The sequence below is a fragment of the Cobetia sp. AM6 genome (genome assembly GCF_009617955.1).
In the GTDB taxonomy this organism is placed as follows: domain Bacteria; phylum Pseudomonadota; class Gammaproteobacteria; order Pseudomonadales; family Halomonadaceae; genus Cobetia; species Cobetia amphilecti.
The window spans coordinates 270,712-294,446 of record NZ_AP021868.1; the positions used below are offsets into that span (position 1 = coordinate 270,712).

Sequence of the window (23,735 nt, forward strand, 5' to 3'; positions counted from 1 at the left end):
CCTCGTCGCGTCCAGGACGCGCAATCCGTGAACCACGACCCTGCTTGCCATGCCTCTGGCGTGGAAAGTCGCAATGTGGAACGCCTCTTGCTATACAAGTGTATCAATAATCGTTCGCTTGATTGCAGCTCGATCGCCGATTGCGCAGCCCGCCGCGGCCCGCAGCGGCAAGACAGGCGTCATCCGCGCATCGTCCGTCAGGCCCGGCAGCATCACGCCGCACCAGCAGGGTGCGTCACGCCGCTAGCGGCTGCACGATCGCCCATTTCACGCCAGCCACAGCCACCCACTTGTGAGTCGCTCATGACTATCTCGCCCTCGAACGTATCTCCCATGACCCGCTCGAAGAATGCAGACAGTGACGGCATCTCCCAGCCTCAGCAGGCGCGCCCGGACGGCCAGGCAAGACCCGCGCGCGCTGCCTCGAATCGGGTCGTCGTCGAAGCCAGCAATATCGTCAAGCACTACGGTGATCTGGCGGTGCTGCACGACGTGTCCCTGCGCGTGAAGGAAGGCACCGTCACCACCATCATCGGCGCCAGTGGCTCCGGCAAGAGCACCTTGCTGCGCTGCATGAACCTGCTCGAGCGCCCCGATCGGGGCGAGCTGTCGATCGCCGATGAGCATGTGCGCTTCGACCGCGACAGCCGTGGTGGCCTCATCGGGCTGGATCGTCGTCAGATCCAGCGCCTGCGCTCCAAGGTCACCATGGTCTTCCAGCAGTTCAATCTGTGGCCGCACCTGACCGTGCTCGGCAATGTCGCCGAGGCACCGATGCGCGTGAAGGGCATGTCACGCCGCGAGGCGACGCGCATCGCGGAGCACTATCTGGAACGTGTCGGCATGCTGGAACGCGCCGACAGCTATCCGGCCTTTCTCTCCGGCGGCCAGCAGCAGCGGGTCGCGATCGCGCGTGCGCTGGCGATGGAGCCGCGCGTGCTGCTCTTCGATGAGCCGACCTCGGCGCTGGACCCGGAGCGGGTCAGTGAAGTGCTCGGCGTCATCCGCAGCCTCGCCGATGAGGGCCGCACCATGCTGATGGTGACCCACGAGATGGCCTTCGCCAGAGAAGTCTCCGATCAGATCGTGTTCCTCGATGAGGGCAGGGTAGGCGTGGCCGGAAGCCCGGCGGAGGTCTTCGAGCAGACCGAGCACGAGCGCTGCCGCCGCTTCATCGCACCGGCCGCCTGAGCCCTGCTTGCATCACCCCGGCATGGACCTCCCCGCCATGACGTAGATGGACCCACAACAACAGCCAGGAGATGGCCTGATGACCTTGATGAACGACGCTGGATTCGCTGCCAAGACACCTTCACTGACCACGCGCGGAACGCGTTCTGCCTCTGCTTCCACTTCCACCTCTGCCCCCACCTCTGCGCTGCGCAAGCTGGCAGGCGCCCTGATGATGGGGGGACTGGCGGTGGGTGGACTGACGCTGGGCGCCGCTCAGGTGCATGCCGCCGACACCCTCAAGATCGGTATCTCCGCGGAACCTTACCCGCCCTTTACTTACACCTCCGCCAGCGGCGAGTGGACCGGTTTTGAAGTGGAGCTGGCCGAGGCGATCTGTGACGCCATGCAGCGTGAATGCGAGATCACCCCGACCGGCTGGAGCGGCATCATCCCCTCACTGAAGGCCGGTCGCATCGACATGATCATGAATTCGATGACCATCACCAAGGCCCGCGAGAAGGTCATCGACTTCAGCATCCCCTACTACAACTCGCCCGGCGCCTACGTGGCCGCCAAGGATCTCGAACTCGAGATTCCGGACGGCCTCGACGGCAAGATTCTCGGCACCCAGGCGGCGACCACCCACGCCAACTTCGCGCGTCGAGCACTGCGCAGCACTGGCGTCGATGTGCGCCTGTATGACCAGCAGGAGCAGGTCAACAGTGACCTGCTGTCCGGGCGCGTGGACGTGATCCTGGCCGACGAGATCGCCATGAGCGCACTGGTCAAGCGTGACGAGGCCAGCAACTTCGAGATCAAGGCGACCACGCCGCAGCACGAGGCCTACGGCATCGGTGCCGGTGTCGGGGTACGCAAGGAAGATGGCGCGCTGAAAGAGGCGCTCGATGGCGCCATCCACCAGGTCTATGCGAACGGCACCTGCACGGCGCTCTCGAACAAGTACTTCGATACCGACGTCTGCCTGGGCTGATCCTGCGCGTGCTGGCCGGCCGGCTGAGGTCGCCCGGTCAGCACGCCTCGCGTATCGCATCCGCCATTTCCTACTGATACGAGAAGGACGCTGATCATGTCCCAGTTCGCCCAGGAAGGGCTCGCCGATTGGGCGGCCCCGATACTCGCCGGCGCCGTCACCACCCTGCAGATCGCCTTCGCCGCCTACGCCATCGGCTTGCTGCTCGGGCTGGTGGGAGCGGCGTCACGACTCAGCCCCTGGGCGCCGCTGCGCGCGCTGGCCACCAGCTATTCGACGGCCGTGCGTGCGGTGCCGGAATTGCTGCTGATCATCCTGCTGTATTACGGCGGCTCCCAGGCGCTCACTGCCCTGATGAACGCGCTGGGTGTCGCTGGCAAGGTCGAGATCAGCGGCTTCGTCACCGCCGTCGGCGTACTGGCCTTCGTGCAGGGCGCCTACATGACCGAAGTCTTTCGCGGCGCCATCCTGGCCATTCCCAAGGGCCAGCTGGAAGCGGCCGATGCCTACGGCTTCTCGCCCATGGCGCGCTTTCGCTACATCACGCTGCCGGGCATGTTGCCCAACGCACTGCCGGGCATGTCCAACCTGTGGCTGATCCTGATCAAGGACACCGCCCTGATCAGCGTCATCGGCTTCAGCGAGCTGTTCTTCACCGTGCAGCAGGCGGCCGCCAGTTCGCGCGCCTATTTCCTGTTCTACAGCGTGGCGGGGCTGCTCTATCTGCTGATGACCCTGACCTCGAGCGCCGCGTTCAGTCGTCTGGAGCGCTACGTGCGCCGCGGCGAACCCGATATTTCAGCCCAGGAGGCGTGACATGGATTTCAGCTGGTTATCGGACCCCTATTATCAGGAATCGCTGTGGACAGGGTTGATCAACACCCTGGTGCTGCTGGTGGTGTCGGCCGTGCTCGGCTTCACGCTGGCGGTCGGCATGGCGATGGCGCGCATCAAGGGTCCCAGGCCTCTCGCCTGGCTGGCCAGCGGCGTCTCCATCGTGATGCGCGGCACGCCCCTGCTGGTGCAGCTGTTCTTCTTCTATTACGGCATCGGCCGGCTGCTGGAAGGCATTCCCGGCATTCGCGAGAGCATGTTCTGGGGCATCCTGCGTGATCCGTTCTTCTACGCCACCCTGACCTTCACCCTCTCGGTGGGCGCCTATACCGGTGAAGTCCTGCGCGGGGCACTGCTCAGCGTGCCGCCGGGCGAGCGGGAAGCGGGGCGCGCCTTCGGCATGGGGCCGTTCCAGGTCTTCACGCGTCTGTGGCTGCCGCGCGCCATTCAGCTATGTCTGCCGACCCTGACCGGCGAGATGATCCTGCTGCTCAAGTCGGTGCCGCTGGTCTCGACGATCGCCATGATGGACCTGCTGCAGGTCGCCAATATCATCCGCGACGAGAACTTCCTCACCTACGAGCCGCTGCTGTTCATCGGCGCCATCTACCTCGTGCTGACCATCCTGCTGACCCTGTGCCTGCGCCAGGTCGAACTCAACTTCCCCGGCGTACGCGCCCAGGCACGCAGCGGCGGGTGGCTGTCGCGCCTGCGCCAGCCAAGGCCCGCCTGAGGCCACTCGCCTGGCGGCCATCGCTCACTTCCCGCAGATAATCTCTCTTGCACACAAAGACGCCGAGTCAGTCGACTCGGCGTCTTTGTGTCAGTGGGCCGATGATCAAGCTCCGAAGCCAGCAAGCTTTCTAACTGGCACCGAAACCTGCCAGCTCTTCAACTTGCTCCGAAGCCAGCAAGAAAGACGCGCACACAGCGTCTGACATGTGGGCGGAGTTGTTCCGGGCTTTCGGTGTCGGGTGGGCAGCCGAGCAGGGCGTCGACATGCAGCGGGTTGAGCAGCATGCCGGTGAGCAGGTTGGCGGCGGCCAGTGGTTCCTGGCCGAGGCCGGTGGACGGCAGGTGGCCCTGGGCGACCTGACGCGACAGGTAGTCTGCCAGGCGTTGTCGGGTCAGCTTGGGGCCGTTGTCGAGGAACAGCTTGCCGAGCTGCGGGTTGCGGCCGCTCTCGAAGGCGAGGCCACGGAACAGGCGGATCAGTTCGGGCGCGAGGGCCAGCGCCAGCATCGCCATGCCGAAGTCTTCCAGCGCTTCCTCGACACTGCGTGTCTCGTTGGCTTCGTGGTCCATCACCGACCACACCGTCTGCGCCTCCTGCTGCATCACGGCCAGAAACAGGCCGTCCTTGTTGCCGAAATTACGATACAGCGTTGCCAGTGATCCGCCTGCCTGCCGGGCGATCTCATTGATGCTGGTCGCGGCGAAGCCGTGTTCGAGGAAATGTTCGCGCGCGACTTCCAGCTGGCGTTTGCGGCGTGCTTCCCCGCGCGGTGAGGCGCGGGTCGTGGTGCTTCCCGAGTCAGGGGCGGTCTCTGATGAGGGCGAATCAGTCATGTGAGTGTCCTGTCTGTGATCCGGAAACCGCCTGAAACAGGCAAGGTTGCGATATTGCGAACGAGAGACGCTGTCTGTCGAAACTGTCGGGGCTGCCTCAAGGAAGTGTAGTATTCATTACACTTTGTGGCGATGCAAGATGACAGCCGTGGCCTGAGCGCTCGCAAGCGCCGTGGCCGCCTCATCCGCAGCGTCAGACAGATTACACGCCTGTCACCGACAGGCAGCAAGAGAGAGTCGCCGAATGAACAAGGCAGGCAAGGGTGTCGTGGCACTCATCGTGGTGGCGGGCGTGATCGCTGGCGGAGTGATGGGGGTCGAATGGTGGCAGGTCGGGCGCTTCATGCAGGAGACCGACAACGCCTATGTGCGTACCGACAGCGTCGCGGTGCGCTCCGAGATCACCGCGCGGGTGACGCGCATGCTGGTGCACGACAACCAGCCGGTGAAGAAGGGGCAGTTGCTGGTGCAGCTGGATGACGAAGATGCCAGGGCCAATCTGGACCAGGCCAGTGCCGCGCTGGACAACGCCCGCACCGGGGAAGTCCAGGCCGAGCGTCAGCTGGACCTGCAAGGCGCCAAGATCGACGAGGCCAAGGCATCGCTGGCCTCGGCCAGGGCCGAACGCGATCAGGCGGCGCTGCATCTCAAGCGCTCCAGAAGTCTGGAGAGCCGCAGCTACGCCTCGCGTCAGTCCTATGAAGATGACCAGGTGACCATGCGAACCGCCGAGGCGAGCGTTGCCCAGAAGCAGGCCGCGCTGGTGTCTGCCCAGCAGCAGCTTGAGGTCTACAAGGCGCAGCTGGAATCGGCGCGTGCCCAGGTGGTGTCAGCGGCGGCGGATCTCGCCTACGCGCGCCACCAGCTGGAGAAGACCTCGATCTACGCGCCGCAGGATGGCGTGGTCGGCAATCGCAGTGTCGAGGTGGGCACCATGGCCAGCGCCTCGTTGACCCTGATGCAGCTGGTGCCGGTGAAGAGCGCCTATGTGGTGGCCAACTACAAGGAAACCCAGACCGAGCGCATGCGCGTCGGCCAGCCGGTCAGTCTCGAGGTGGACGCCTACCCGGACATCGAGTTTGAGGGCGTGGTGGATAGCCTGGCGCCGGCGACCGGCACCGAGTTCAGCCTGCTGCCGACCGACAACGCCACCGGCAACTTCAACAAGATCGTCCAGCGTGTGCCGGTGCGCATTCGCCTGACCGGCCCAGCGGATGCGCTGCCGCGTCTGCGCGCCGGCCTGTCGGTCATCCCCAGCGTCGATACACGAGAGCTTTCGGACACCGGCTCCTATGCCGTCGATAGCCTCTCCAGGGACGTCATCGCGCCCGATGCCGCGCAGGTCGCCAGCGCTGATCGCGGAGCGCAGTAAGCATGGCCGAGACGACTCAGTCCTCGGCTCAATCCCCGAGCCAGCCCCCCGCGGGCAGCGCCAGTGACATGCCGACGCGCCGCCAGCAGATCGGCTTCGTGGCCGCGGTGTTCGGCATGTTCATGGCGATTCTGGATATCCAGATCGTGTCCAGCTCGCTCAACGAGCTGCAGGCGGGCCTGGCCGCCAGTCAGGACCAGATCTCCTGGGTGCAGACCAGCTACCTGATCGCCGAGATCGTGATGATTCCGCTCTCCGGCATGCTGGCGCGCATCTTCTCGACGCGGCTGGTGCTGACCGTCTCGGCGCTGGGCTTCACGCTGGCGAGCCTGGGCTGTGCGCTCTCGACCTCGCTGGAAGCCCTGATCGTGCTGCGTGCGGTCCAGGGCTTCATGGGCGGGGCGATGATTCCGCTGACCCAGGCGGCCAGTTTCTCGATCTTCCCGCGCCGCATGATGGGCAGCATCCAGGCGGTGATCGGCCTGGTGGCGACCATGGCGCCCTCCATCGGGCCGTCCGTCGGCGGCTACATCACCGAATACATGAGCTGGCATTGGCTGTTTCTGGTCAATCTGGTGCCGGGCATCATCGTGGCGGCGCTGGTGTGGCGCAATCTGGAGATCGACAGCGGCGACCGCGGTCTGCTCAGTCGTCTGGATACGCTGGGGCTGGCGCTGATGGCGGTCTTTCTCGGCAGTCTCGAATTCGTGCTCGAGGAGGGGCCCGGCGATGACTGGTTCGCCAGTTCGCTGATCCTGTTCTGGAGCGTGGTGTGCGCGGTGGCGGCGGTCGGCTTCTTCTGGCGCGTGCTGACGACCAGCAACCCCATCGTCGACCTGCGGGCGTTCAGGGACCGCAACTTCGCGCTGGGGGCGATCATCGGCTTCTGGATCGGCGTGGTGCTCTACGGGCTGGTCTATCTGGTGCCGCTGTTTCTCGGTTCGATTTCCGGCTTCTCCAGCGTGCAGATCGGGCAGGTGATGTTCGTCAGCGGCGTGGTGATGTTCCTGATGGCGCCGGTGGCGGGCAAGCTTTCCGACCGCATCGATCTGCGCCTGATGCTGTGCATCGGCCTGGTGCTGACCGGCCTCGGCACCGGCATGAACGTGCACCTGACCTCGGACTCGGGCTTCGATGACTTCTTCTGGCCGCAGGTGATCCGCGGCGCGGGCCAGATCATGGTGCTGCTGTCGGTCTCCCGGCTGGCGATGGGGCGTCTGGCGCCCCACGAGATAGGCAACGGCAGTGGCCTGTTCAACGTGATGCGCAACCTGGGCGGCGCGGTGGGACTGGCGCTGATCGATACCATCCGCGAGCTGCGTGAGGACTATCACTGGAACCAGATGATCGGGGCCATCGACCAGAGCCGCCAGGTGGTGATCGATCAGCTGGCAAGCTATCAGTCGACCTTCGCGGGGCTGGCTGATCCGTGGCAGGCCGGTGTGCAGATGATCGCCCAGCGCATCAGCATCCAGGCCGAGGTGCTGGCCTTCGACAATATCTTCCTGTGGCTGGGCGCGGTCTATGTAGTCGGCAGCGTGGCGGCCTTCCTGTTCCGTCGCCCGCAAGACCCGGCCAGCAAGGCGGATGCCAGCGAAAGTGGCGAACAGAGCCCAGCGCACTGATGGCGCCTTGAAGGCTCCTTGAGCGTACTTTGAGAAAACGCCGCATGTCGCTGAAAGACAAAGACCCGCCAATCGGCGGGTCTTTGTCTTTCAGGCATTGAGCCTCTGTCAGTCAGCATTCAGCCAGCAGGGCGTCACCAGCCCCAGAACATCAGATACCAGATGCCCAGTGCGGGCAGGCAGGCCAGCGCGACACTCGCGGTACCGATCAGCCGTGCAGCGTTGCCGGCGAGCAGGCCGCCGTTGCGCTGCTCGCCGGTGATGCGCCAGGCCAGCCGCAGCCCCCACAGACAGGCCAGTGCCAGCAGGGTGGCGCGCAGATCATTGGCCCAGGTGAGATTGATGCCATCGCCGCGCAGCAGCGTCATGGTGGTGGCGGAGAGGCCGAGAAACACGCCCAGCCCGCCCAGCGGAATCAGACTCAGCGAGAGGTGCCACAGGCGTGACAGCGTCGCCTTGCCACCCATCAGCCAGTTGCCCAGCAGCAGCGGCAGGCTGGTGAGCGCGCCCAGCAGGCCGCCACCGACCACGATCCACAGCGTGATCAGGCTGCCATCGAGCAGGTTGAAGACATCGTTGTGCTCGGGGTAGTTGGTCAGAATCCAGGTCGGCAGGGTGGTGGTCAGCGGCCACATCAGATCGTGATCGATCAGCCAGAAGGCCAGCTGCTGCTTGAGGGCGACGAACCACGGGCTGGCGCTCCAGCTGAAGGCGCCGATGGCGATGCCGAGCAGGCCGAACACCAGCACCGAGTAGTGGGTGAAGCGCACCGGCTGCGGCGGCTCGACCAGCTCCACGCCCGGCGCACGCCACTCCAGCTGCATCGCGTCCTTGTAGCCGCTGCAGCGTCCGCAGACATGGCAGTCACCGGCACTGTCGAGCTGCTTGAGCGGAATCAGCGGCGCGCAGTCAGGGGCGTGCATGCGCACGGCGTTGCCCTGACGGACAGCCTGATTGTGGGCGTTCCAGCGGGCCTGGTCGGTACGGAAGTGGGTCGGTGACAGGCGCGCCAGCAGATTGAAGACGCCATTCACCGGACACAGCTGACGGCACCAGACGCGGGTGCCCTTGCCGTAGATCAGCCCGACGATGATCGCGGCCACCGTCGAGCCCCCCAGTACCACCAGTGCGCCCAGCGGGTACTGATAGACGCTGGCCAGCTGGCCATACAGCGTGGTGCCGAGGAAGGCCACGAAGGGCCAGCCGCCCCAGCGCATCCAGCCGGGAATCGGGCGACCGAGGCCGATGCGACTGGCGGCTTCGGTCAGGGTGCCTTCGGGGCAGAAGACACCGCACCACACGCGGCCCATCAGCACCATGCTGATCAGCACGAAGGGCCACCACAGCCCCCAGAACACGAACTCGGCGAACACCGTCAGATTGGTGAGGATATGCGCCTGGTAATCCGGCAGTGGCAGCAACGCAGGCACCACCAGCAGAAAGGCATAGATGCCGACCACCAGCCATTGCACCAGCTGGATCAGACCACGCCGCTGCTGCATCGCCTGTCCGAAGCGCGCGATGCGCGTGGCCTGACGGCCCGGCGGGGTGCCGCCATCACTGGCGATGAGGTTGGCGATGTCACCGTGGGGGCTGGAGCCGCAATTGGCCATGACTATCGTTTCTCCTGACTGGCAGATCGCGTGAACAAGACTCAGCTGCGCGCGCGGGCAGTGAGCTGACGGCGCTGGTCGACGCGCTCCCTCTTGCGCTGACGCTTCATGAGGCTTGCGACGATGACCCAGTAGCCGAGATAGCCGACCACCATCGTCGTGGCAGGCCAGGCGCGATAGCCGGCGAAGGTCGCCAGCAGTCCGCCGAGGCCGCTGCCATCATCGAGCAGCCAGCTGGAATCCCACAGCGGGTCGAGGCCTGCCGGCAGATAGCCGAGGCCGATCAGCTGTTCGAGGCCCGACATCAAAAGTGACGCCGCCAGCAGCAACAGCAGGATTTCGGTCACGCGGAAGAACAGCTTCCACGAGAACAAGCGTGAACCGAGCTGCAGCGCCATGAAGGTCGCCACCGCGAGGGCGAAGCCGAGGCCTGCGGCGAGCGCGAAGCTGGCGATGCCGCCGGACTGCAGGCTGGCGGCGCCCATGCCGTAGAGGAAGACGACGGTTTCCGCGCCTTCGCGCGCCACGGCGATGGCGACCAGCGTCGCCACGCCCCAGTAGCTGCCGGAGGAGACGGCGCTGGCCAGGCCGCTCTCGAGTTCTGCCTTGAGCGTGCGGCCCTTGGTGCGCATCCACAGCACCATCTGGGTGATCAACAGGCAGGCGGTCAGTACCAGTACGGCCTGGAAGACCTCCTGCGCGGTGCCGGTCAGCCAGGTGTTGGCGCCCATCAGCGCCGCCCCCATCAGGCCGGCCAGCACCAGGCCGGCGACGACCCCGCCCCACAGGTAGCGCAGGCCCGCGCGGGTGCCGGACTGCACCAGCCAGGCGTGCATGATGCCGATGACGAGAATGGCTTCGACGCTTTCACGCCAGACGATAAACAGGATCTGATCAAACATGCGGACTCTCTTCTACTGACGTTCGGTGCGCGCCATCGATGACGAAAAAGGCGTCATTGGCACAGGGTGGCCGAGCTTATTCGGCGACGACCTTGCCACGCGCGTCCGGCAGGTGGAAATCATCGAAGAAGTCATAGCTCCCCGCGCGCAGCGGATGGATGACGACGAACGACTTCACGCCCGGTGCCAGCACCTTCTCCTTGCGCAGGGAGTTGCTCTCGAATTCGGCCGGCGTATTGCCCGCGTTGTGCAGCTGGATGACGAATTTCTCGCCGGCCTTCACCTCAAGGACCTCAGGAATGAGCTTGCCGTTGTCGAGGGTCAGGTCGTAGGACGGCATGTCGCTGGCGGCCGCCGGCCGAGGCAGCAGGGCCACGAGCAAAAGGGCGACGAGCAACATGACGAGCGCGGGCAGCAGGGCGCTTGCTCGACGGGGCAGGCGAGAGGGCAAGAGGGAGGGCAAGAAAGAGGTCAGGCGCATGGGACACTCCGGACGATGAGGGAAAGCGCACACTGACACCAGCACAAGGCGCTGGTGGTAGAGCGACCAATGGCCGCGAGTGCAGGTCAGCACAGGCGGCCATCGAAGGAGCAAGCGGCAATGGCCGCCTCACGGGATGCAGACATTCAGGGTCATGCAGCAGGGCAGAGCGGCGCTCAGTAGCCGCCTTTCTTGCCGACGCCGGCATAGACGAAGTCGTAGTCGGTGGTGATGGTCTGCGGCCACTCGGCCACGCCGGTTTCCTTGTCGATATGACGCGGCATGTCCGGATGCTGGATCTCGAAGGTCAGGTGGTACTTGCCCGGGCCATCCAGTTTGACGTTCTTGCCGTAGTGGGTGCCGTCATTGGCGATCATCGGCACCAGCTCGCCTTCGATCGGCGCCTCGCCACCCTGTTTGGTCAGGGTGTAGTGAATGCCGAGATAGGGAATCCAGTCGCCCGGCGCGAAGCCGTTGTCGTTTTCCATCAGCGCGTGGATATCGGCTTCCAGGTGGATATCGGCCTGATTGGCAGGCAGCTTGCCGGTCGGGGCCATCACCACCGGCTGCAGGTAGACCGCAGCGATTTCCATGCCGCCTTCCTTGACCGGCGTGCCGATCGGGTATTCCAGTGCTGAGGCCTGACCCGCCACGAATGTTGCCGCCAGGCTCAGGGCGAGCAGGCAAGGCTTGAGCGCGCGGGGCAGAGCAGTGGTGAGGGAGTGACGCTGTGGCATCGGGGGGACTCGCAATGATGGGAAGTGGAGCTTCATTATCCCGATAAGCCTAAATATAACCATTCTCATCCCTGCGCCGCTTGCGTTGCTCATCTTGCAACGGGGCGTTGTATGAGCATGAGCTTCTTCTCAAGTAAGCACGAGATTCTTCACAAGTAACAGGGGCGGGTGGCAGGCCTGGCGGCAGCGCCGAGCAGGTCGCGGTTTTCTCACGACTACTTTACGGCTGCCTCGCGACTTTCTCGCGCCATCTGGTCTGGCGCGCTGCCATGCGGCATGCTGCGCGACATGACGACTCCTCCTTCAGATTCTCCTTCTCGCATTGATCTGCCTGCCCTCGAGGCGTGGTGCCGAACGCTGCATCAACATCTGCTCGCGCGGCGTCAGCGTGCCTGCCTGTGGATCAGCGGCGATGACCCCACTGGCGCCGCGCAGGCGATCTGTGAGCGGTGGCCAGCGCGTGAGCCTGCTCCGCTGTGGCTGGGCACAGGTGAAGCCTTGTCGACAGCGGGCGCGACGCCGGTGCGTACGCTGGCGATGGCCAAGGCCGCCACCCAGCTGGGCGGTGAGCAGTCACTGGTCATATTCGATGCAGCGCAGCCGGCGACTGGCTTCGACCCCGATGCCTTCGGCGCCGTGGCCGGCACCCTGAAGGCGGGGGGCCTGCTGGTACTGATGACGCCTGCCGCCTGGGCCGCGGCAGACCCTGCGCCAGTGCCGGATGGCGATCATGCGCGGCTGGCTCACTGGCCCTTCGAGCGGCAGCAGCTGACGGCACGCTATCTGGCGCGGCTGGCGCGGCGCCTCTCATCGCATGCCAGTGTGCTGCACTGGCCACAGGGCGGACACTTGCCTGCGCCATCGCTGGATGGCGGCAATCAGGCGGCGCGAGCAGACGCCATCGCCGACAGCGATTGCCTGACGCAGGACCAGGCCGCCAGCGTGGCTGCGCTGGAGGCTCTGGCACCTGCGCGGCCCGTGGTGATCAGCGCCGATCGCGGGCGTGGCAAGAGTGGCGCGCTGGGCATCGCGGCGGCGCGCTGTCTGGCGGCGGGGGAGGATGTCTGGCTGACGGCGCCGCGCCCTGCGGCGGTCAGCGCGATCTTCGAACGCCTGGCGGTCCTGATGCCCCAGGGGCAGCGCGAGGGCAATGTCTTTCGCTTGTCGGCTGGGCAGGCGGGGGACGACACGGCTTCTGGCAGCGAACTGCGCTTTCTGGCGCCGGATGCCATCGAGGCGGCTCGCCTTGCCTGTCACGATGAGGCGCTGCCACGGTTGTTCGTCGATGAAGCCGCCGCCATCCCCACGCCATTGCTGAAGGGCTATCTGGCGCATTTCCCGCGCATCGCCTTCGCCACCACCGTGCATGGCTATGAAGGCACCGGGCGCGGCTTCCAGCTGCGGTTTCGCCATCATCTCGAGCGTCAGTGTCCCGGCTGGCAGGCGCTGGAGATGACGACGCCCGTGCGCTGGGCGCCCGGCGACCCGCTGGAGGCGTTGACCGATGATTTGCTGCTGCTCTCGGCGCAGCCGCCTGAGCTGCCTGAGCCATGCGCGAAGAATGCTCAGCAGTGGCTGGAGGGCTGCGACATTGTCGTACTGGAGCGTGATGCATTGGCGCGTGATGAGGCGGCGTTGCGGCAGCTGTTCGGCCTGCTGGTGCAGGCGCATTACCGCACCACACCGGCGGACCTGCGCCAGCTGCTCGACACGCCGGGGCTCACGCTGATGGCGATTCGTCAGCGAGACGTCACGACAGGGCGTGATGCCTGGCTGGGGGTGGTGGCCGCTGTCGAGGAGGGCGGCTTCCCGACGCCCCTGGCGCATGATATCTGGTGCGGCAAGCGGCGTCCGCGCGGGCATCTGCTGGCACAGTCACTGGCGGCGCATGCAGGCCACCAGGGCGCCGCCGAGGCCCGCTGGTGGCGGGTGCTGCGTATCGCGGTGCATCCCGCGCTGTGGCGGCGTGGTCAGGGCGCGCGCTTGCTCCAGGCGCTGGAGCAGCAGGCGCTGGCGGCAGGCGTCACGCGACTCGGCACCAGCTTCGGGGCCGAGGCCGATCTGGTCGCCTTCTGGCTGGCGCAGGGTTTCGTGCCGCTGCGCATGGGCCTCAAGCGCGATGCCGCCAGTGGCGAGCACGCAGTGATGATGGGCAAGGCCATCGGCGAAAGCGGGAGTGGAAAATCTGCGCCGCGCGGGCAGTTGGCGCAGGATGCCTTGCTCGGCGCGCTGCAGCAGGACTTCCAGCGCCTGCTGCCCAGCCTGCTGAAGCATGAGCTGCACGGCTTGCCGCCCGCCTTGGCCGACAGACTGTGGCAGCGAGGAAGTGAGAATGACCTGGCCACGCTGACGCCAGCCGCATGCGCGCAGCGACTGGACTGGTATCGCCGTGGTGGCGGGGGGCTGGCGCTGGTGCGGCCGTGGCTCGAGACAGCACTCGAGGCCTGTGGGCCTGCACGACTCGATGAGGCGTCACGTCACGGGCTGGTGCTGGCGCTCGGCGGACAGGATGCGCCTGCCTTCATCAGCTGGGCCGAGGGGCAGGGCATCGTGGGCCGCAAGGCGCGCGATCGCTGGTGCCGAGCGGCCGCCGGGCGCCTGATCGAACAGAGCGAATGACAAGGCCGTCTGACAAGCTCATCTGACATGAGCATCGGTCAAGCCTGTCTGACAAGAGCAGAGCGGCCGGCCGCGGCTCAGAGGCCCGGAATGCCGATCGGGCCGGGCATGTCAGGAATCGGCGAGCAGCCACTCAGCATCAGCAGGCCGGCAGTGGCGGAGATGGCGGTCAGCAGCAGTAGTCGACGAGGCATAAGGGCTCCGATGAAGGTGGGGAATGGCATGCAGCTGTCAGCAGGGTCGTGATTGCCATCCTTGCATATTCGAAGTCGCTGATCGATAGGTGTCGACAACCACTAGCCACGCCCGTCCGCTGTTCCGTATGCTCATTGATGACAAGAACAGGAATCTTCGCCATGAATGAGCATATCGATACGTTGGACCCCGCCATCCTCTGGCGTCATTTCCGCACTCTGTGCAATATCCCGCGCCCGTCCGGGCATGAAGCCGCGCTGGTGGCCTATCTGATCGACTGGGCCGAAGCGCGTGGTCTCGCCCATGATCGCGACGCTTTTGGCAACCTGCGTCTGCGCAAGCCCGCCACGCCCGGCCACGAGAGCGCAGCGGGCATCGTGCTGCAGGGCCATCTCGACATGGTCGCCCAGGCGGCCAGCGACAGTGATCACGACTTCACCCGTGATTCCCTCGACACCTATCTGGAAGATGGCTGGCTCAAGGCGCGCGGCACCACTCTGGGGGCCGACAACGGTCTCGGCGTCGCGGCGGCGCTGGCCGTTCTCGAAGATGACAGCCTCGTGCACGGTCCGCTGGAAGCGCTGTTCACCCTCGAGGAGGAAACCTCGATGGGTGGCGCGCTGAATCTGGCCGAGAACTGGCTGGAAGGGCGCTACCTGCTCAACCTGGATTCGGAAGACCGCGGACAGGTCTATATCGGCTGTGCCGGTGGCGCGGACATCAATGTCGCCCACGAGTTTGCCACCTCGTCCCTGAAGGATGCCGAAGCGGAGCTGGAGCTGACCATCGGCGGCCTGGTCGGCGGCCATTCCGGGCTCGATATCCATCGTGGTCGCGGCAATGCCAATCGCCTGATGTCACGCGCGCTGGTCGCGCTGGCCGAGTTCAAGCCGCGTCTGGTCAGCTGGTCTGGCGGTACGCTGCGCAATGCCCTGCCGCGTGAGGCCACGGTCGGCGTGGTGATCTATGACGAGCGCGTCGCCGCCGCACGCCAGCGCCTCGCGGACTTCGAGGCCCAGATTCGCGACGAGCTGCGCGAGACGGACCCGGATGTCTCGCTCAGCGTGACCCGCGGCAATGCCGAGAATGCGCTGTCCGTCGAGGACACCCAGCGGCTGGTCGCGGTGCTGGATGCCGCGCCCTACGGGGTCGAGCGCATGAGCGCGGCGGTGGAAGGCGTGGTGGAAACCTCCAACAACCTCGGCGTGGTGCAGCTGCGCGAGGGGCGTTTCCATCTCTGCGCGCTGGTGCGCTCACTGCGCGATGATGCCGTGACCATGATGGAGCAACGCATTCGTGGGCTCTTTGCGCTGATCGGCGCGACCACCACAGCCGAGAATGCCTATCCGGGCTGGCAGCCGGCGCCGGATGCGCAGCTGCTGGCGCGCTTCTGCAGCCTGCACGAGCGCGTCACTGGCCGCGTGCCGGAGATCAAGGTCATCCATGCCGGACTCGAGTGCGGCATCCTGGGGGCCAAGTATCCCCAGCTCGAGATGATCTCTTTCGGGCCGCTGATTCGCGGTGCCCACTCGCCCAGCGAGCGGGTCGAGGTCGAGTCGGTCGGTGAATTCTGGCAGGTGCTCAAGGGCCTGATCACGGAACTTGCCGAGCCTGCCAAGGCCGCTTGATCAACTCTCAGGCAAGACTCGTCACGTAGACGAACGACGCCCCCGCAGGTCAGCCTGCGGGGGCGTCGTCATCTCTGGGCGTCGTTATCTCTGGGCATCAGGCGCTGGCGTGGCCTGATGAGAGTGCGCAAGCTCAGTTGATATTGATGCGGATCGCCGGAATGCCGATGCTCACGCCGTTATGGTAGCGGCGGATGCCATGCCGACCGGAGTCATGGTTCTGGTAGTAGTACGGGCGGTAGCGGTCGTGCTCAAGACGCCCATGCTGATGGTAGCGGCGCTTGGGGACATGGCGGCGGATGTCATGGCCAGAATGCTGGCGCGAGTGATGGCGCTCCACGCGCGGTTCGTCGAACATCCTGAGATGGCGGCGCTTGATCGCCTCGTGGCGACTGTGCGGCGTGCTGTGGCGCTCGCTGTGCTGGCCCTGCGCGCGATGGCGATCATCCGCGGCGACCAGCGTCGGCGTGGCGAGCATCAGCGTCAGTCCCAGCAGCAGGGAAGGCAGCAGAGACGTAAGAGATGTGTTCAAGGTAGAGATATGCATGGGGCGGTCTCCCGTATGGTCGGTCAGTCACCCAAGAGGATCCTTGTCGTCAGAATATCGTGTCGCAGCGCCTTTTACGAAAGGCGTTCGCTAATGTCTCCGTGCGTCGCTTGTCGTGTTGTTGTGGAACTGAGTTGTCCAGATTGCGTTGCCTGTGGCGTAAGTGGTTGCTCGCAATGAGGTTCTATAACGCACGGCTGCAGAATGGCCAACGAACCTCGGAGATGAGGGGTTCAGCCAGTGCTGCAAGGACACTTCACTTCTGCCACCAAGGCACCGGATCGCGCCCTTGAGACAACGAAAACGCCCCTGCCGAAGTGGCAGGGGCGTCTGTCTGTTCAAGCTTCAGAGCTTGCGGCTGTCTAGCCTGCGTCTCTCTGGCTTGCGACCTCAGGCGTGCTGATGCTGGTGCTTGCCTTCGGCCAGTTCCTCGAGCAGCTTGGCGTTGAACGCATCGAGATCTGCTGGCTTGCGGCTGGTGACCAGCGCGCTGTCACACACCACTTCGCTGTCCTGCCACTCGGCACCGGCGTTCTTCAGGTCCTGTGCGACGGAGGGGAAGGAGGTCATCTGACGGCCTTCGACGACGCCGGCATCGATCAGGATCCACGGCGCGTGACAGATGGCGGCGACCGGCTTGTGAGCCTGGAAGAAGCTGCGCACGAAGCTCAGTGCGCTCTCGTCCTGACGCAGGGTATCCGGATTGAACAGGCCACCCGGCAGCACCAGGCCGTGATAATCGTGTTCGCTGGCATCGCTGAGCGGGGTGTCGACCTGGTACTTCTCGCCCCAGTCGGTTTCGGCCCAGGCGCGAATGCCGTCTTTCTCCGGCGAGACGATATCTACCTCGACACCCGCCTCCTGCAGTGCGGCGCGCGGCACCGCGAGCTCGGATTCCTCGAAGCCATGGGTCGCGAGAATGGCCACGCGCTTACCTTGCAGTTGTTGACGTGTCTGCTGATCGGTCTGCTGTGTCATGCGAATCTCCTTTCCGTGCTTCGGCTCTTGCGAGCGTGCTGGGCAGAGAAGGGGAGAATTCTGCTCTCGGCGTACGTCACTCACCGCAGTGAGCATCGCTCGATGATGGCAGGCAATTCCCGTCCTTTCGTGCCCTGACACTCAAGACATGGATGCGCGATACTGACTTTCAAGGGGGGGTGACCCCGCTGCGTTTTCACAGGCCATGGAGTGCCCGATGTCGCTGCTTTCTGAATCTTCCGCCGTGATGTGGTTGCTGGTCGGCGTGCTGTTGATGCTGTCGTTGGCCCTGGGGCTGGGCTGGCGGCGAACCCGCGAGCAGCTTCATGCGCTGCAGGAAAGCAGTGAGGAGGAGGAGGAGCAGTCGATACAGCAGACGTGGCAGGCCTCGCTGGACGAGTCGCGTGAGCGCCAGCAACAGGCTGAGCAGCGGGCAGTCTTGATCGAGCAACGTGCCGCACTGGATGGGCAGCAGGCGGAGCAGCAGCAACACTATCTGAGCCAGTCGCTGGAGGAAGCGCGCCAGGCGCGCGATGCGCTGACGGAGCAACTCGCCACGCTGCGCGAATCGCTGCAGGGGCGCCTGGATGAACAGTCACGCGCCCTGAGTGAACAGCAGACGCTGGCACGCAGCCTGACCCGCCAGCAGGAAGTGCTGGAGGCGCAGCTGCTGGAGCGTGAAGAGCGTCTCGAGACACTGACCGAGCGCTACGCCGAGCTGCGCGAGACACATGCCTCGCTGGTGACGCGCCAGCGTCAGGAGGCCAGCCATCACGAGCAGCAGCTGGCATTGCTCAACGACTCGCGCGAGCGCCTGAGTCAGGAATTCGAGCAGCTGGCGGGCAAGGTGTTCGAGGAGCGCCAGCAGCGCTTCACCGCCGCCAGTGGTGCCCAGCTCGAGCAGCTGCTCAAGCCGTTTCGTGAACAGGTCGGCGACTTCCGTCAGCGCCTCGAGCAGCTGCATGGCGAGGAGGTGCGCGAGCGCACCAGCCTCAAGAGTCAGCTCGACCAGCTGGCGGGGCTCAACCGCCAGATCACCGAGGAGGCGGCCAACCTGTCGCGGGCGCTCAAGGGCGACAGCAAGATGCAGGGCAACTGGGGCGAGATGATTCTGGAAACCGTGCTGGAGCGCTCCGGTCTGCGTGATGGCATCGAGTTCAAGCGCGAGGTGTCGTTCACCGGCGAGGGCGGACGCCAGCGTCCGGATGCCATCGTCTACCTGCCGGACAACAAGCACCTGATCATCGATGCCAAGGTCTCGCTGACCGCCTACACCGAGTACGTCAACGCCGAGGAGGACGTGACGCGCGCACGCGCACTGCGCGCGCATCTGACCTCGGTGCGCGGCCATGTCACCGGACTGGCGCGGCGCAACTATCCCGCTATCGAGGGGCTGGGCTCGCCGGACTTCGTGTTCCTGTTCCTGCCGATGGAGCCGGCCTTCGCGCTGGCCTTTGAACACGATGACAGCCTGTTCCAGGATGCCTTCACCCAGGGCGTGGTGATGGTGACGCCGACCACCTTGCTGGCCAGCCTGCGCACCGTGGCGAGTCTGTGGAGTCTGGAGCGCCAGAACGACAATGCACGCGTGATCGGCGAGCGCGCCGGAGCGTTGCTCGACAAGTTCCGCGGTCTCGCCGAATCCCTCGAGGAGCTGGGCACTCAGCTGGGTCGCACGCGCGAGGCGCATGATACCGCCATGAAGCGGCTGGCCAGCGGGCGCGGCAACCTGATCAGCCGTGCCGAGGAGCTGCTGGAACTCGGTGCGCGCATGAAGAAGCCACTGCCGGAAGCGCTGGTGCGCCAGTCGCGTGACACCCTGCATCAACCCGAGCAGGCGCTGGATCAGCCGCCGAAATCCGCGTCGTCGGCGCTTGATCGCCAGCCCGCGCCCGAGCCGCCTGCCAGTGAAGAAGCGGCGGCCAGTGAAGAAGCGGCGGCCAGTGAAGAAGCGGCAGCCAGCGAAGACCAGGATGTCGCCGGAGCGCCGGGCGCCGAAGTACCGGGTACCGGAGCGCCGGGTGCCGAAGTACCGGGTGCCGAAGCACCGGATGCCGAGGCATTGGACACAGAGACACTGGACACCGAGGCAGGGCAGGCGCCTGCGTCGCTCTCGCGCTGGGAGCTCATGGAGCGCAAGTGGCAGGGCGATAGCTGATCGCCCTCATCGCCTGCAGCACTGCAGGCAGTCGTTGCGACTGACGTTACAACAGACGTTGCGACATGCCCTCAGACAGCAGATGACAGTCGACGCAAGCGGCCCCCTATATGGGGCCGCTTGCGTTTGCATGGCGAGGTCAACGCAAGCGCGGGGTATCGTTTCCGCATGCGATGAGGGGAGTGCGGTCAGCGCGATATTGTCGAGTCGCGGCAATAATTTCGATTTTTTCTGCATCCATCTTCCCAAGCCCCCCGTAAGTTGGATTGAGCCCGCAGCGCAGGGGCGAAAGTGATAGATAAATAACGTTTGGCTCATTAAAGAGCATTTTCTCAGGAGATGTGCCCATGTCTACCAAGACGAACAAGTCCGCCAAGACCGCTTTTGCCCTGGCCTCCGCACTCGGAACCGCTGTCGCTCTGTCTACCGCTGTCGTCTCCCTCCCGGCCCACGCGGCGGGTATGGAAAAGTGCTACGGCGTGTCGCTGGCCGGTGAGAATGACTGCGCCGCTGGCCCGGGCACTTCGTGTGCCGGGACTTCCACCGTCGACTATCAGGGCAATGCCTGGAAGCTGGTTCCGGAAGGCACCTGCACCTCCATCGAGACGCCGAATGGCACCGGCAGCCTGGAAGAAATCAAGTAAGCATCACGCCTCGGGGCTGGCTCGGACTTCCCGAGCATCCCCCCGAACTTGACATCCGGTGGCCTGGCGCCACGCCGCCACCGGATGTTCGCCGCCTCGAGAGGTCTTCATGCACCAGCCATCCCCTTCCTCCGGCAGTCCGGATTTCGGTACGGCCTATCCGTCCCTCGACGAGATGGCCGTCGGTATCAGCCTCAAGGCGCAGCATGTGCGTGAGCTGATGTCGTCGCGTCCGGCGCTGGGGTTTCTCGAGATTCATGCCGAGAACTACATGGGCGCCGGCGGGGCACCTCATGCCCGGCTGGATGCGCTGCAGGAGTACCCGCTCTCGATTCATGGTGTCGGCCTGTCGCTGGCATCGGAGCGCCCGCTGGATGCCACGCATCTGGCGCGCCTCAAAACGCTCTGCGAGCGTCACCCGCCCACCAGCGTGTCAGAACACCTGGCCTGGGCCGGCCATAGCGGCCACTTCTACAACGACCTGCTGCCGGTACCGCTGACGGACGCGATGCTGGCACGGGTCAGCGATAACCTGATGCAGTTGCAGGACACCCTGGGCCGTCAGGTATTGATCGAGAATCCCGCCCACTATCTGCGTTTCGATGCACGCGAGCTGGGGGCGGAACTGATTCCCGAGACGCATTTCCTCACTCGCCTGGTCGAGCGCAGTGGCTGTGGATTGCTGATCGACGTCAACAATGTCTTCGTCTCGGCGCACAACATCGGGATCGATCCCGCGGCCTGGCTGGAGTCAATTCCGGGCCACGCCGTCGGGGAAATCCATCTGGCGGGGCATGGCGAGGACTCGCGTGAAGGCCTGCTGATCGACAACCATGGCGCGCCGGTCTGCGATGAGGTCTGGGCGCTGTATGCCGACTTCATCAATCGCATCGGGCCGCGTCCGACGCTGATTGAATGGGACACCCAGGTGCCGGCGCTGGAGGTCTTGCTGGGGCAGACCACGCGCGCTCAGGCGTTGCTGCACAGCACACGGGCGCAGCAGCTGACGCGCTCCGGCATGGAGGGCGGCCAATGACCTCTCTCGAGCGGCATGCCAGCGCTGAGCGCCAGCCCGACTGGCAGCGCGCCTTCATCGAGGCACTTACCCAGCCTGATGCCGCGCTGCCCGGTATCGAGGCAGGCCATCAGCAGCGCTTCGATGTCTATCGCAACAATGTCTGGGCCAGCCTGATCAGTGCGCTGGAAGAGGCCTATCCGGTGACCCGTCAGGTGGTGGGCGAGCGCTTCTTTGCGGCCCTGGCCCACGATCATTCCCGCCAGCATCTGCCGCGCTCACCGCTGATGATGGAGTACGGGGCCGGGCTTGCCGAGACCCTGCATACGACCCTGACCACGTTGGTCGAGGCGCGTCAGGTGTCGGCCGCTCAGCTGCCGTTCTATGCGGTGGACCTGGCCCGCTTCGAGGCCGCTCGTCTGGTGGCCTATCACGCGGCGGACGCCGAAGCCCTGGTGCCGACCCAGCTGGCGGGGTTGCCGCCGGAGGCGGTGATGGAACTCAGGTTCTCGGCGCACCCCGCGGCTTGTCTGCTGCACCTGGAGCATGCGGTGCTCGAGATCTGGCAGCGCCATCAGCATGCCGACGCGACGCTTGAAGGTCTGGATATCGCGCGGCCGGAGCGGATCTTGATCACGCGCCCAGCGCTGGAGGTGCAGGTCACGGTGCTGTGCGAGGCCGCTGCCTTGCTGCTCGAACTGCTGCTGGCGGGGCAGACGCTGGCGGGCGCGGCAGCGCGGCTCGCGGACGCGCACCCCGAGCAGGAGCTGGGGCCGCTGCTGGCCCCCCTGCTGGCAAGTGGTGCCTTCCGCGCGCCGACCTGATCCTGCCTGGTTCTTTTCTGCTCGGCTCTTTTCTGTTTGACCCTTCGCGCCCTGGCGCACCCTTGAGGAGGCCTCATCATGAGCCTTGAATCATCAACGACGCCTGCGGTTCGTACCGGTGTGGCGGGGCAGGTCCTGAAAGTGTTCGTCTGGCTGGAAAGCTTGCGGATGGATGCGCTGTTGATCCTGATGCGCATCATCGTCGGCGCGGTATTCTTCATGTCGGCGCAGACCAAGGTCGACGGCTTCACGATCAAGGACAGCACCTTCTTTCTGTTCGAGCATGAATACGCCTTGCCGCTGGTCTCGCCGATACTGGCCGCCTGGCTGGCGACCATCGCCGAGCACCTGTTTCCGCTGATGCTGTGGCTGGGGCTAGGGACGCGCTTCGCGGCGCTGGGGCTGGCCGTCATGACGCTGACCATCCAGCTGTTCGTCTATCCCCACGCCTGGGTCACTCATGGTCTGTGGCTGTCCAGCCTGCTGGTGCTGGTACTGCAAGGCCCGGGACGCCTGTCGCTCGATCAGCTGATTCGCTCACGCACCGCCTGAGGCCGTCATTCGGCAGAGTCGTTCGGTGAGGCAGAGATCAGTCGCGCACAACGCAAGACGGAGACCCTGGGGTCTCCGTCTTGCGTTGTAGTACCGCGATAGTGCCAGCCATCTATCCGCTGGCTATCGAGGCGCTCAGGCCGGCTCGTCGGCGAGTTGATGCTCGATCTCGGCACGTACCATCTCGACGCTGGCGGCATCGATGTAGCCGTTGGCATGCGCGTGGTGCGCCATGTCGAGGCTATCGGTGCTCAACAGCATCACACAGCCGAGAGCGGCCAGCTCCTCGCCGAGCTGGTCCAGCTCGGCCTTGCGCGAGTCCGAATCGCCTATCTGGCGAATGTAGATCGCGCAGATGCGACCGGGATAGCGGCGCACGACCTCGGCGTAGACTTCCGGGTCATGCTGGCCGCTGTCGCCGATGAGCAGGAACTGCATCTCGTCATACAGGCCGAGCATCTTCTCGATCAGCGCCTGCTTGTGGTCTTCGGAACGTCTGGGCAGCGGGCGTTGCAGGGTCAGCCCCCACTCGCGCAGGAACAGGATCGGCCCGACCGGAATGCGATTGTGCTGGAAGAAGACCTCCAACATCTCGTAGATGCTCCACGGACCTCGCGACACATAGAGCAGCGGACGCTGTTGCTGGCCGTCATCACCCTCATGGAGCGCCTGATAGAGCGCGGCCACGCCGGGGAAGGCGGTGCGGCGCTCGGCGGACTCGATGAACAGGCGGTAAAGCATCTTGAGCTTGTTGGCGACACCGGTGTACATCACGGTGTCGTCGATATCGCTGATCACCCCGAGGCGTGTGCTGATGGGCGGCAGATAGACCTGCGCCTCGCCTTCCACCGGGGGCTGCTTCGGCGGACACGCAGTGATGCGGGCGGTATGCCATTGCCCCTGGTGCTCCAGCGGCTCATCGAGCGGTAGATGCACGCTGAAGTAGCCATCGCGGTCGGTGATGGCGGTGATGCGGTTGTCCCCCAGCGCGACCTCTACCTCGACACCGCTCTTGCCCCAGCGCAGCATGCGGCGGCCGACATCCATCAGGTCGCGCCCGGCGCCGGGAGCCAACTGGCTGCGTGAGCCGGGCTGGCGGAAGATGCGCCCCATCAGAAAGGCTTCGCTATGCGAGCCATAGCCACGATAGGCGTGAATGACATAGCCATCCTTGCCCTGGGCGTGGCGCATGGGCTTGGCAGCTACATGCAGCAGCTTGCGTAGCAGACGTGTCAGCGGCAGTGACATGCAACCCTCCTGGTCGGTATCTGGCGGGCC

The 23,735-nt window shown here is 65.2% G+C and carries 21 protein-coding genes; 13 read left to right on the top strand and 8 right to left on the bottom strand.

Annotated elements, in window-relative coordinates; all coding sequences use genetic code 11:
* The first annotated feature begins 333 nt into the window (after nucleotides 1-333).
* The 4 genes from CLAM6_RS01260 (at nucleotide 334) to CLAM6_RS01275 (ending at nucleotide 3,731) form a co-directional block, all read left to right on the top strand.
* Nucleotides 334-1,191 carry an amino acid ABC transporter ATP-binding protein gene (locus CLAM6_RS01260; protein ID WP_084589355.1) on the top strand — a complete coding sequence of 286 codons (858 nt, stop codon included), beginning with the start codon at nucleotides 334-336 and terminating at the stop codon, nucleotides 1,189-1,191.
* Between the two features lie 79 nt (nucleotides 1,192-1,270).
* The gene (locus CLAM6_RS01265; RefSeq protein WP_225347485.1) at nucleotides 1,271-2,164 is read left to right on the top strand and encodes a transporter substrate-binding domain-containing protein; all 894 of its coding nucleotides are present in this window, start codon (nucleotides 1,271-1,273) and stop codon (nucleotides 2,162-2,164) included.
* Between the two features lie 96 nt (nucleotides 2,165-2,260).
* Entirely contained in the window at nucleotides 2,261-2,980 is a 720-nt protein-coding gene (locus CLAM6_RS01270; RefSeq protein ID WP_043333243.1) for an ABC transporter permease, read from the top strand.
* A gap of 1 nt (nucleotide 2,981) precedes the next feature.
* A complete protein-coding gene (locus CLAM6_RS01275; protein WP_052384497.1) occupies nucleotides 2,982-3,731 on the top strand; it encodes an ABC transporter permease in 750 nt (249 codons plus the stop codon).
* A gap of 158 nt (nucleotides 3,732-3,889) precedes the next feature.
* Here the strand turns inward: CLAM6_RS01275 and CLAM6_RS01280 are convergent, their stop codons facing one another.
* Entirely contained in the window at nucleotides 3,890-4,567 is a 678-nt protein-coding gene (locus tag CLAM6_RS01280; protein ID WP_043333242.1) for a TetR/AcrR family transcriptional regulator, read from the bottom strand.
* 244 nt (nucleotides 4,568-4,811) lie between these two features.
* Between CLAM6_RS01280 and CLAM6_RS01285 the strand changes: the two genes are divergently transcribed.
* Together CLAM6_RS01285 and CLAM6_RS01290 are read left to right on the top strand one after the other, a co-directional pair.
* Nucleotides 4,812-5,939: an HlyD family secretion protein gene (locus CLAM6_RS01285; protein WP_064503265.1), complete on the top strand. Its 1,128-nt coding sequence runs from the start codon at nucleotides 4,812-4,814 to the stop codon at nucleotides 5,937-5,939.
* 2 nt (nucleotides 5,940-5,941) lie between these two features.
* The gene (locus tag CLAM6_RS01290) at nucleotides 5,942-7,564 is read left to right on the top strand and encodes a DHA2 family efflux MFS transporter permease subunit (protein WP_084589354.1); all 1,623 of its coding nucleotides are present in this window, start codon (nucleotides 5,942-5,944) and stop codon (nucleotides 7,562-7,564) included.
* Nucleotides 7,565-7,698: 134 nt separating this feature from the next.
* Here the strand turns inward: CLAM6_RS01290 and CLAM6_RS01295 are convergent, their stop codons facing one another.
* The 4 genes from CLAM6_RS01295 to CLAM6_RS01310 all read right to left on the bottom strand — a co-directional run bounded on the left by CLAM6_RS01295 (nucleotide 7,699) and on the right by CLAM6_RS01310 (nucleotide 11,297).
* On the bottom strand, nucleotides 7,699-9,177 hold the full coding sequence (locus CLAM6_RS01295) for a 4Fe-4S binding protein (RefSeq protein WP_084589353.1): 1,479 nt from the start codon (nucleotides 9,175-9,177) through the stop codon (nucleotides 7,699-7,701).
* Nucleotides 9,178-9,218: 41 nt separating this feature from the next.
* Complete coding sequence (locus CLAM6_RS01300) at nucleotides 9,219-10,079, bottom strand: FTR1 family iron permease (protein ID WP_043333240.1); 861 nt, start codon at nucleotides 10,077-10,079, stop codon at nucleotides 9,219-9,221.
* A gap of 76 nt (nucleotides 10,080-10,155) precedes the next feature.
* A complete protein-coding gene (locus tag CLAM6_RS01305; protein ID WP_225347486.1) occupies nucleotides 10,156-10,560 on the bottom strand; it encodes a cupredoxin domain-containing protein in 405 nt (134 codons plus the stop codon).
* A gap of 176 nt (nucleotides 10,561-10,736) precedes the next feature.
* Nucleotides 10,737-11,297, bottom strand: a complete 561-nt coding sequence (locus tag CLAM6_RS01310; protein ID WP_052384496.1) for an iron transporter — start codon at nucleotides 11,295-11,297, stop codon at nucleotides 10,737-10,739.
* A gap of 288 nt (nucleotides 11,298-11,585) precedes the next feature.
* On the opposite strand from CLAM6_RS01310, the gene CLAM6_RS01315 reads away from it, so the two are divergent.
* Both CLAM6_RS01315 and CLAM6_RS01320 read left to right on the top strand, forming a co-directional pair.
* Nucleotides 11,586-13,916 carry a tRNA(Met) cytidine acetyltransferase TmcA gene (locus tag CLAM6_RS01315; RefSeq protein WP_242007727.1) on the top strand — a complete coding sequence of 777 codons (2,331 nt, stop codon included), beginning with the start codon at nucleotides 11,586-11,588 and terminating at the stop codon, nucleotides 13,914-13,916.
* Nucleotides 13,917-14,272: 356 nt separating this feature from the next.
* Nucleotides 14,273-15,739, top strand: a complete 1,467-nt coding sequence (locus tag CLAM6_RS01320) for an aminoacyl-histidine dipeptidase (protein WP_043333239.1) — start codon at nucleotides 14,273-14,275, stop codon at nucleotides 15,737-15,739.
* A 133-nt stretch (nucleotides 15,740-15,872) separates the two neighbouring features.
* Here CLAM6_RS01320 and CLAM6_RS01325 read toward each other — a convergent pair whose 3' ends face one another.
* Together CLAM6_RS01325 and CLAM6_RS01330 are read right to left on the bottom strand one after the other, a co-directional pair.
* Nucleotides 15,873-16,286 carry a hypothetical protein gene (locus CLAM6_RS01325; RefSeq protein WP_043333237.1) on the bottom strand — a complete coding sequence of 138 codons (414 nt, stop codon included), beginning with the start codon at nucleotides 16,284-16,286 and terminating at the stop codon, nucleotides 15,873-15,875.
* A 390-nt stretch (nucleotides 16,287-16,676) separates the two neighbouring features.
* Entirely contained in the window at nucleotides 16,677-17,264 is a 588-nt protein-coding gene (locus CLAM6_RS01330) for a type 1 glutamine amidotransferase domain-containing protein (RefSeq protein ID WP_043333235.1), read from the bottom strand.
* A 217-nt stretch (nucleotides 17,265-17,481) separates the two neighbouring features.
* Between CLAM6_RS01330 and rmuC the strand changes: the two genes are divergently transcribed.
* The 5 genes from rmuC to CLAM6_RS01355 all read left to right on the top strand — a co-directional run bounded on the left by rmuC (nucleotide 17,482) and on the right by CLAM6_RS01355 (nucleotide 22,457).
* Nucleotides 17,482-19,422 carry a DNA recombination protein RmuC gene (gene rmuC / locus CLAM6_RS01335; protein WP_242007728.1) on the top strand — a complete coding sequence of 647 codons (1,941 nt, stop codon included), beginning with the start codon at nucleotides 17,482-17,484 and terminating at the stop codon, nucleotides 19,420-19,422.
* Nucleotides 19,423-19,769: 347 nt separating this feature from the next.
* On the top strand, nucleotides 19,770-20,066 hold the full coding sequence (locus CLAM6_RS01340; protein WP_043333233.1) for a BufA1 family periplasmic bufferin-type metallophore: 297 nt from the start codon (nucleotides 19,770-19,772) through the stop codon (nucleotides 20,064-20,066).
* A gap of 109 nt (nucleotides 20,067-20,175) precedes the next feature.
* Entirely contained in the window at nucleotides 20,176-21,102 is a 927-nt protein-coding gene (gene bufB / locus CLAM6_RS01345) for an MNIO family bufferin maturase (RefSeq protein ID WP_225347488.1), read from the top strand.
* Entirely contained in the window at nucleotides 21,099-21,905 is an 807-nt protein-coding gene (locus CLAM6_RS01350) for an HvfC/BufC N-terminal domain-containing protein (protein WP_052384493.1), read from the top strand. Before bufB ends, CLAM6_RS01350 begins: the two co-directional genes overlap by 4 nt.
* Nucleotides 21,906-21,983: 78 nt before the next feature.
* Nucleotides 21,984-22,457, top strand: a complete 474-nt coding sequence (locus tag CLAM6_RS01355; RefSeq protein ID WP_043333231.1) for a DoxX family protein — start codon at nucleotides 21,984-21,986, stop codon at nucleotides 22,455-22,457.
* A gap of 135 nt (nucleotides 22,458-22,592) precedes the next feature.
* On the opposite strand, the gene CLAM6_RS01360 is transcribed toward CLAM6_RS01355, so the two are convergent.
* A complete protein-coding gene (locus CLAM6_RS01360; protein ID WP_043333229.1) occupies nucleotides 22,593-23,705 on the bottom strand; it encodes an App1 family protein in 1,113 nt (370 codons plus the stop codon).
* Between the last annotated feature and the right edge of the window lie 30 nt (nucleotides 23,706-23,735).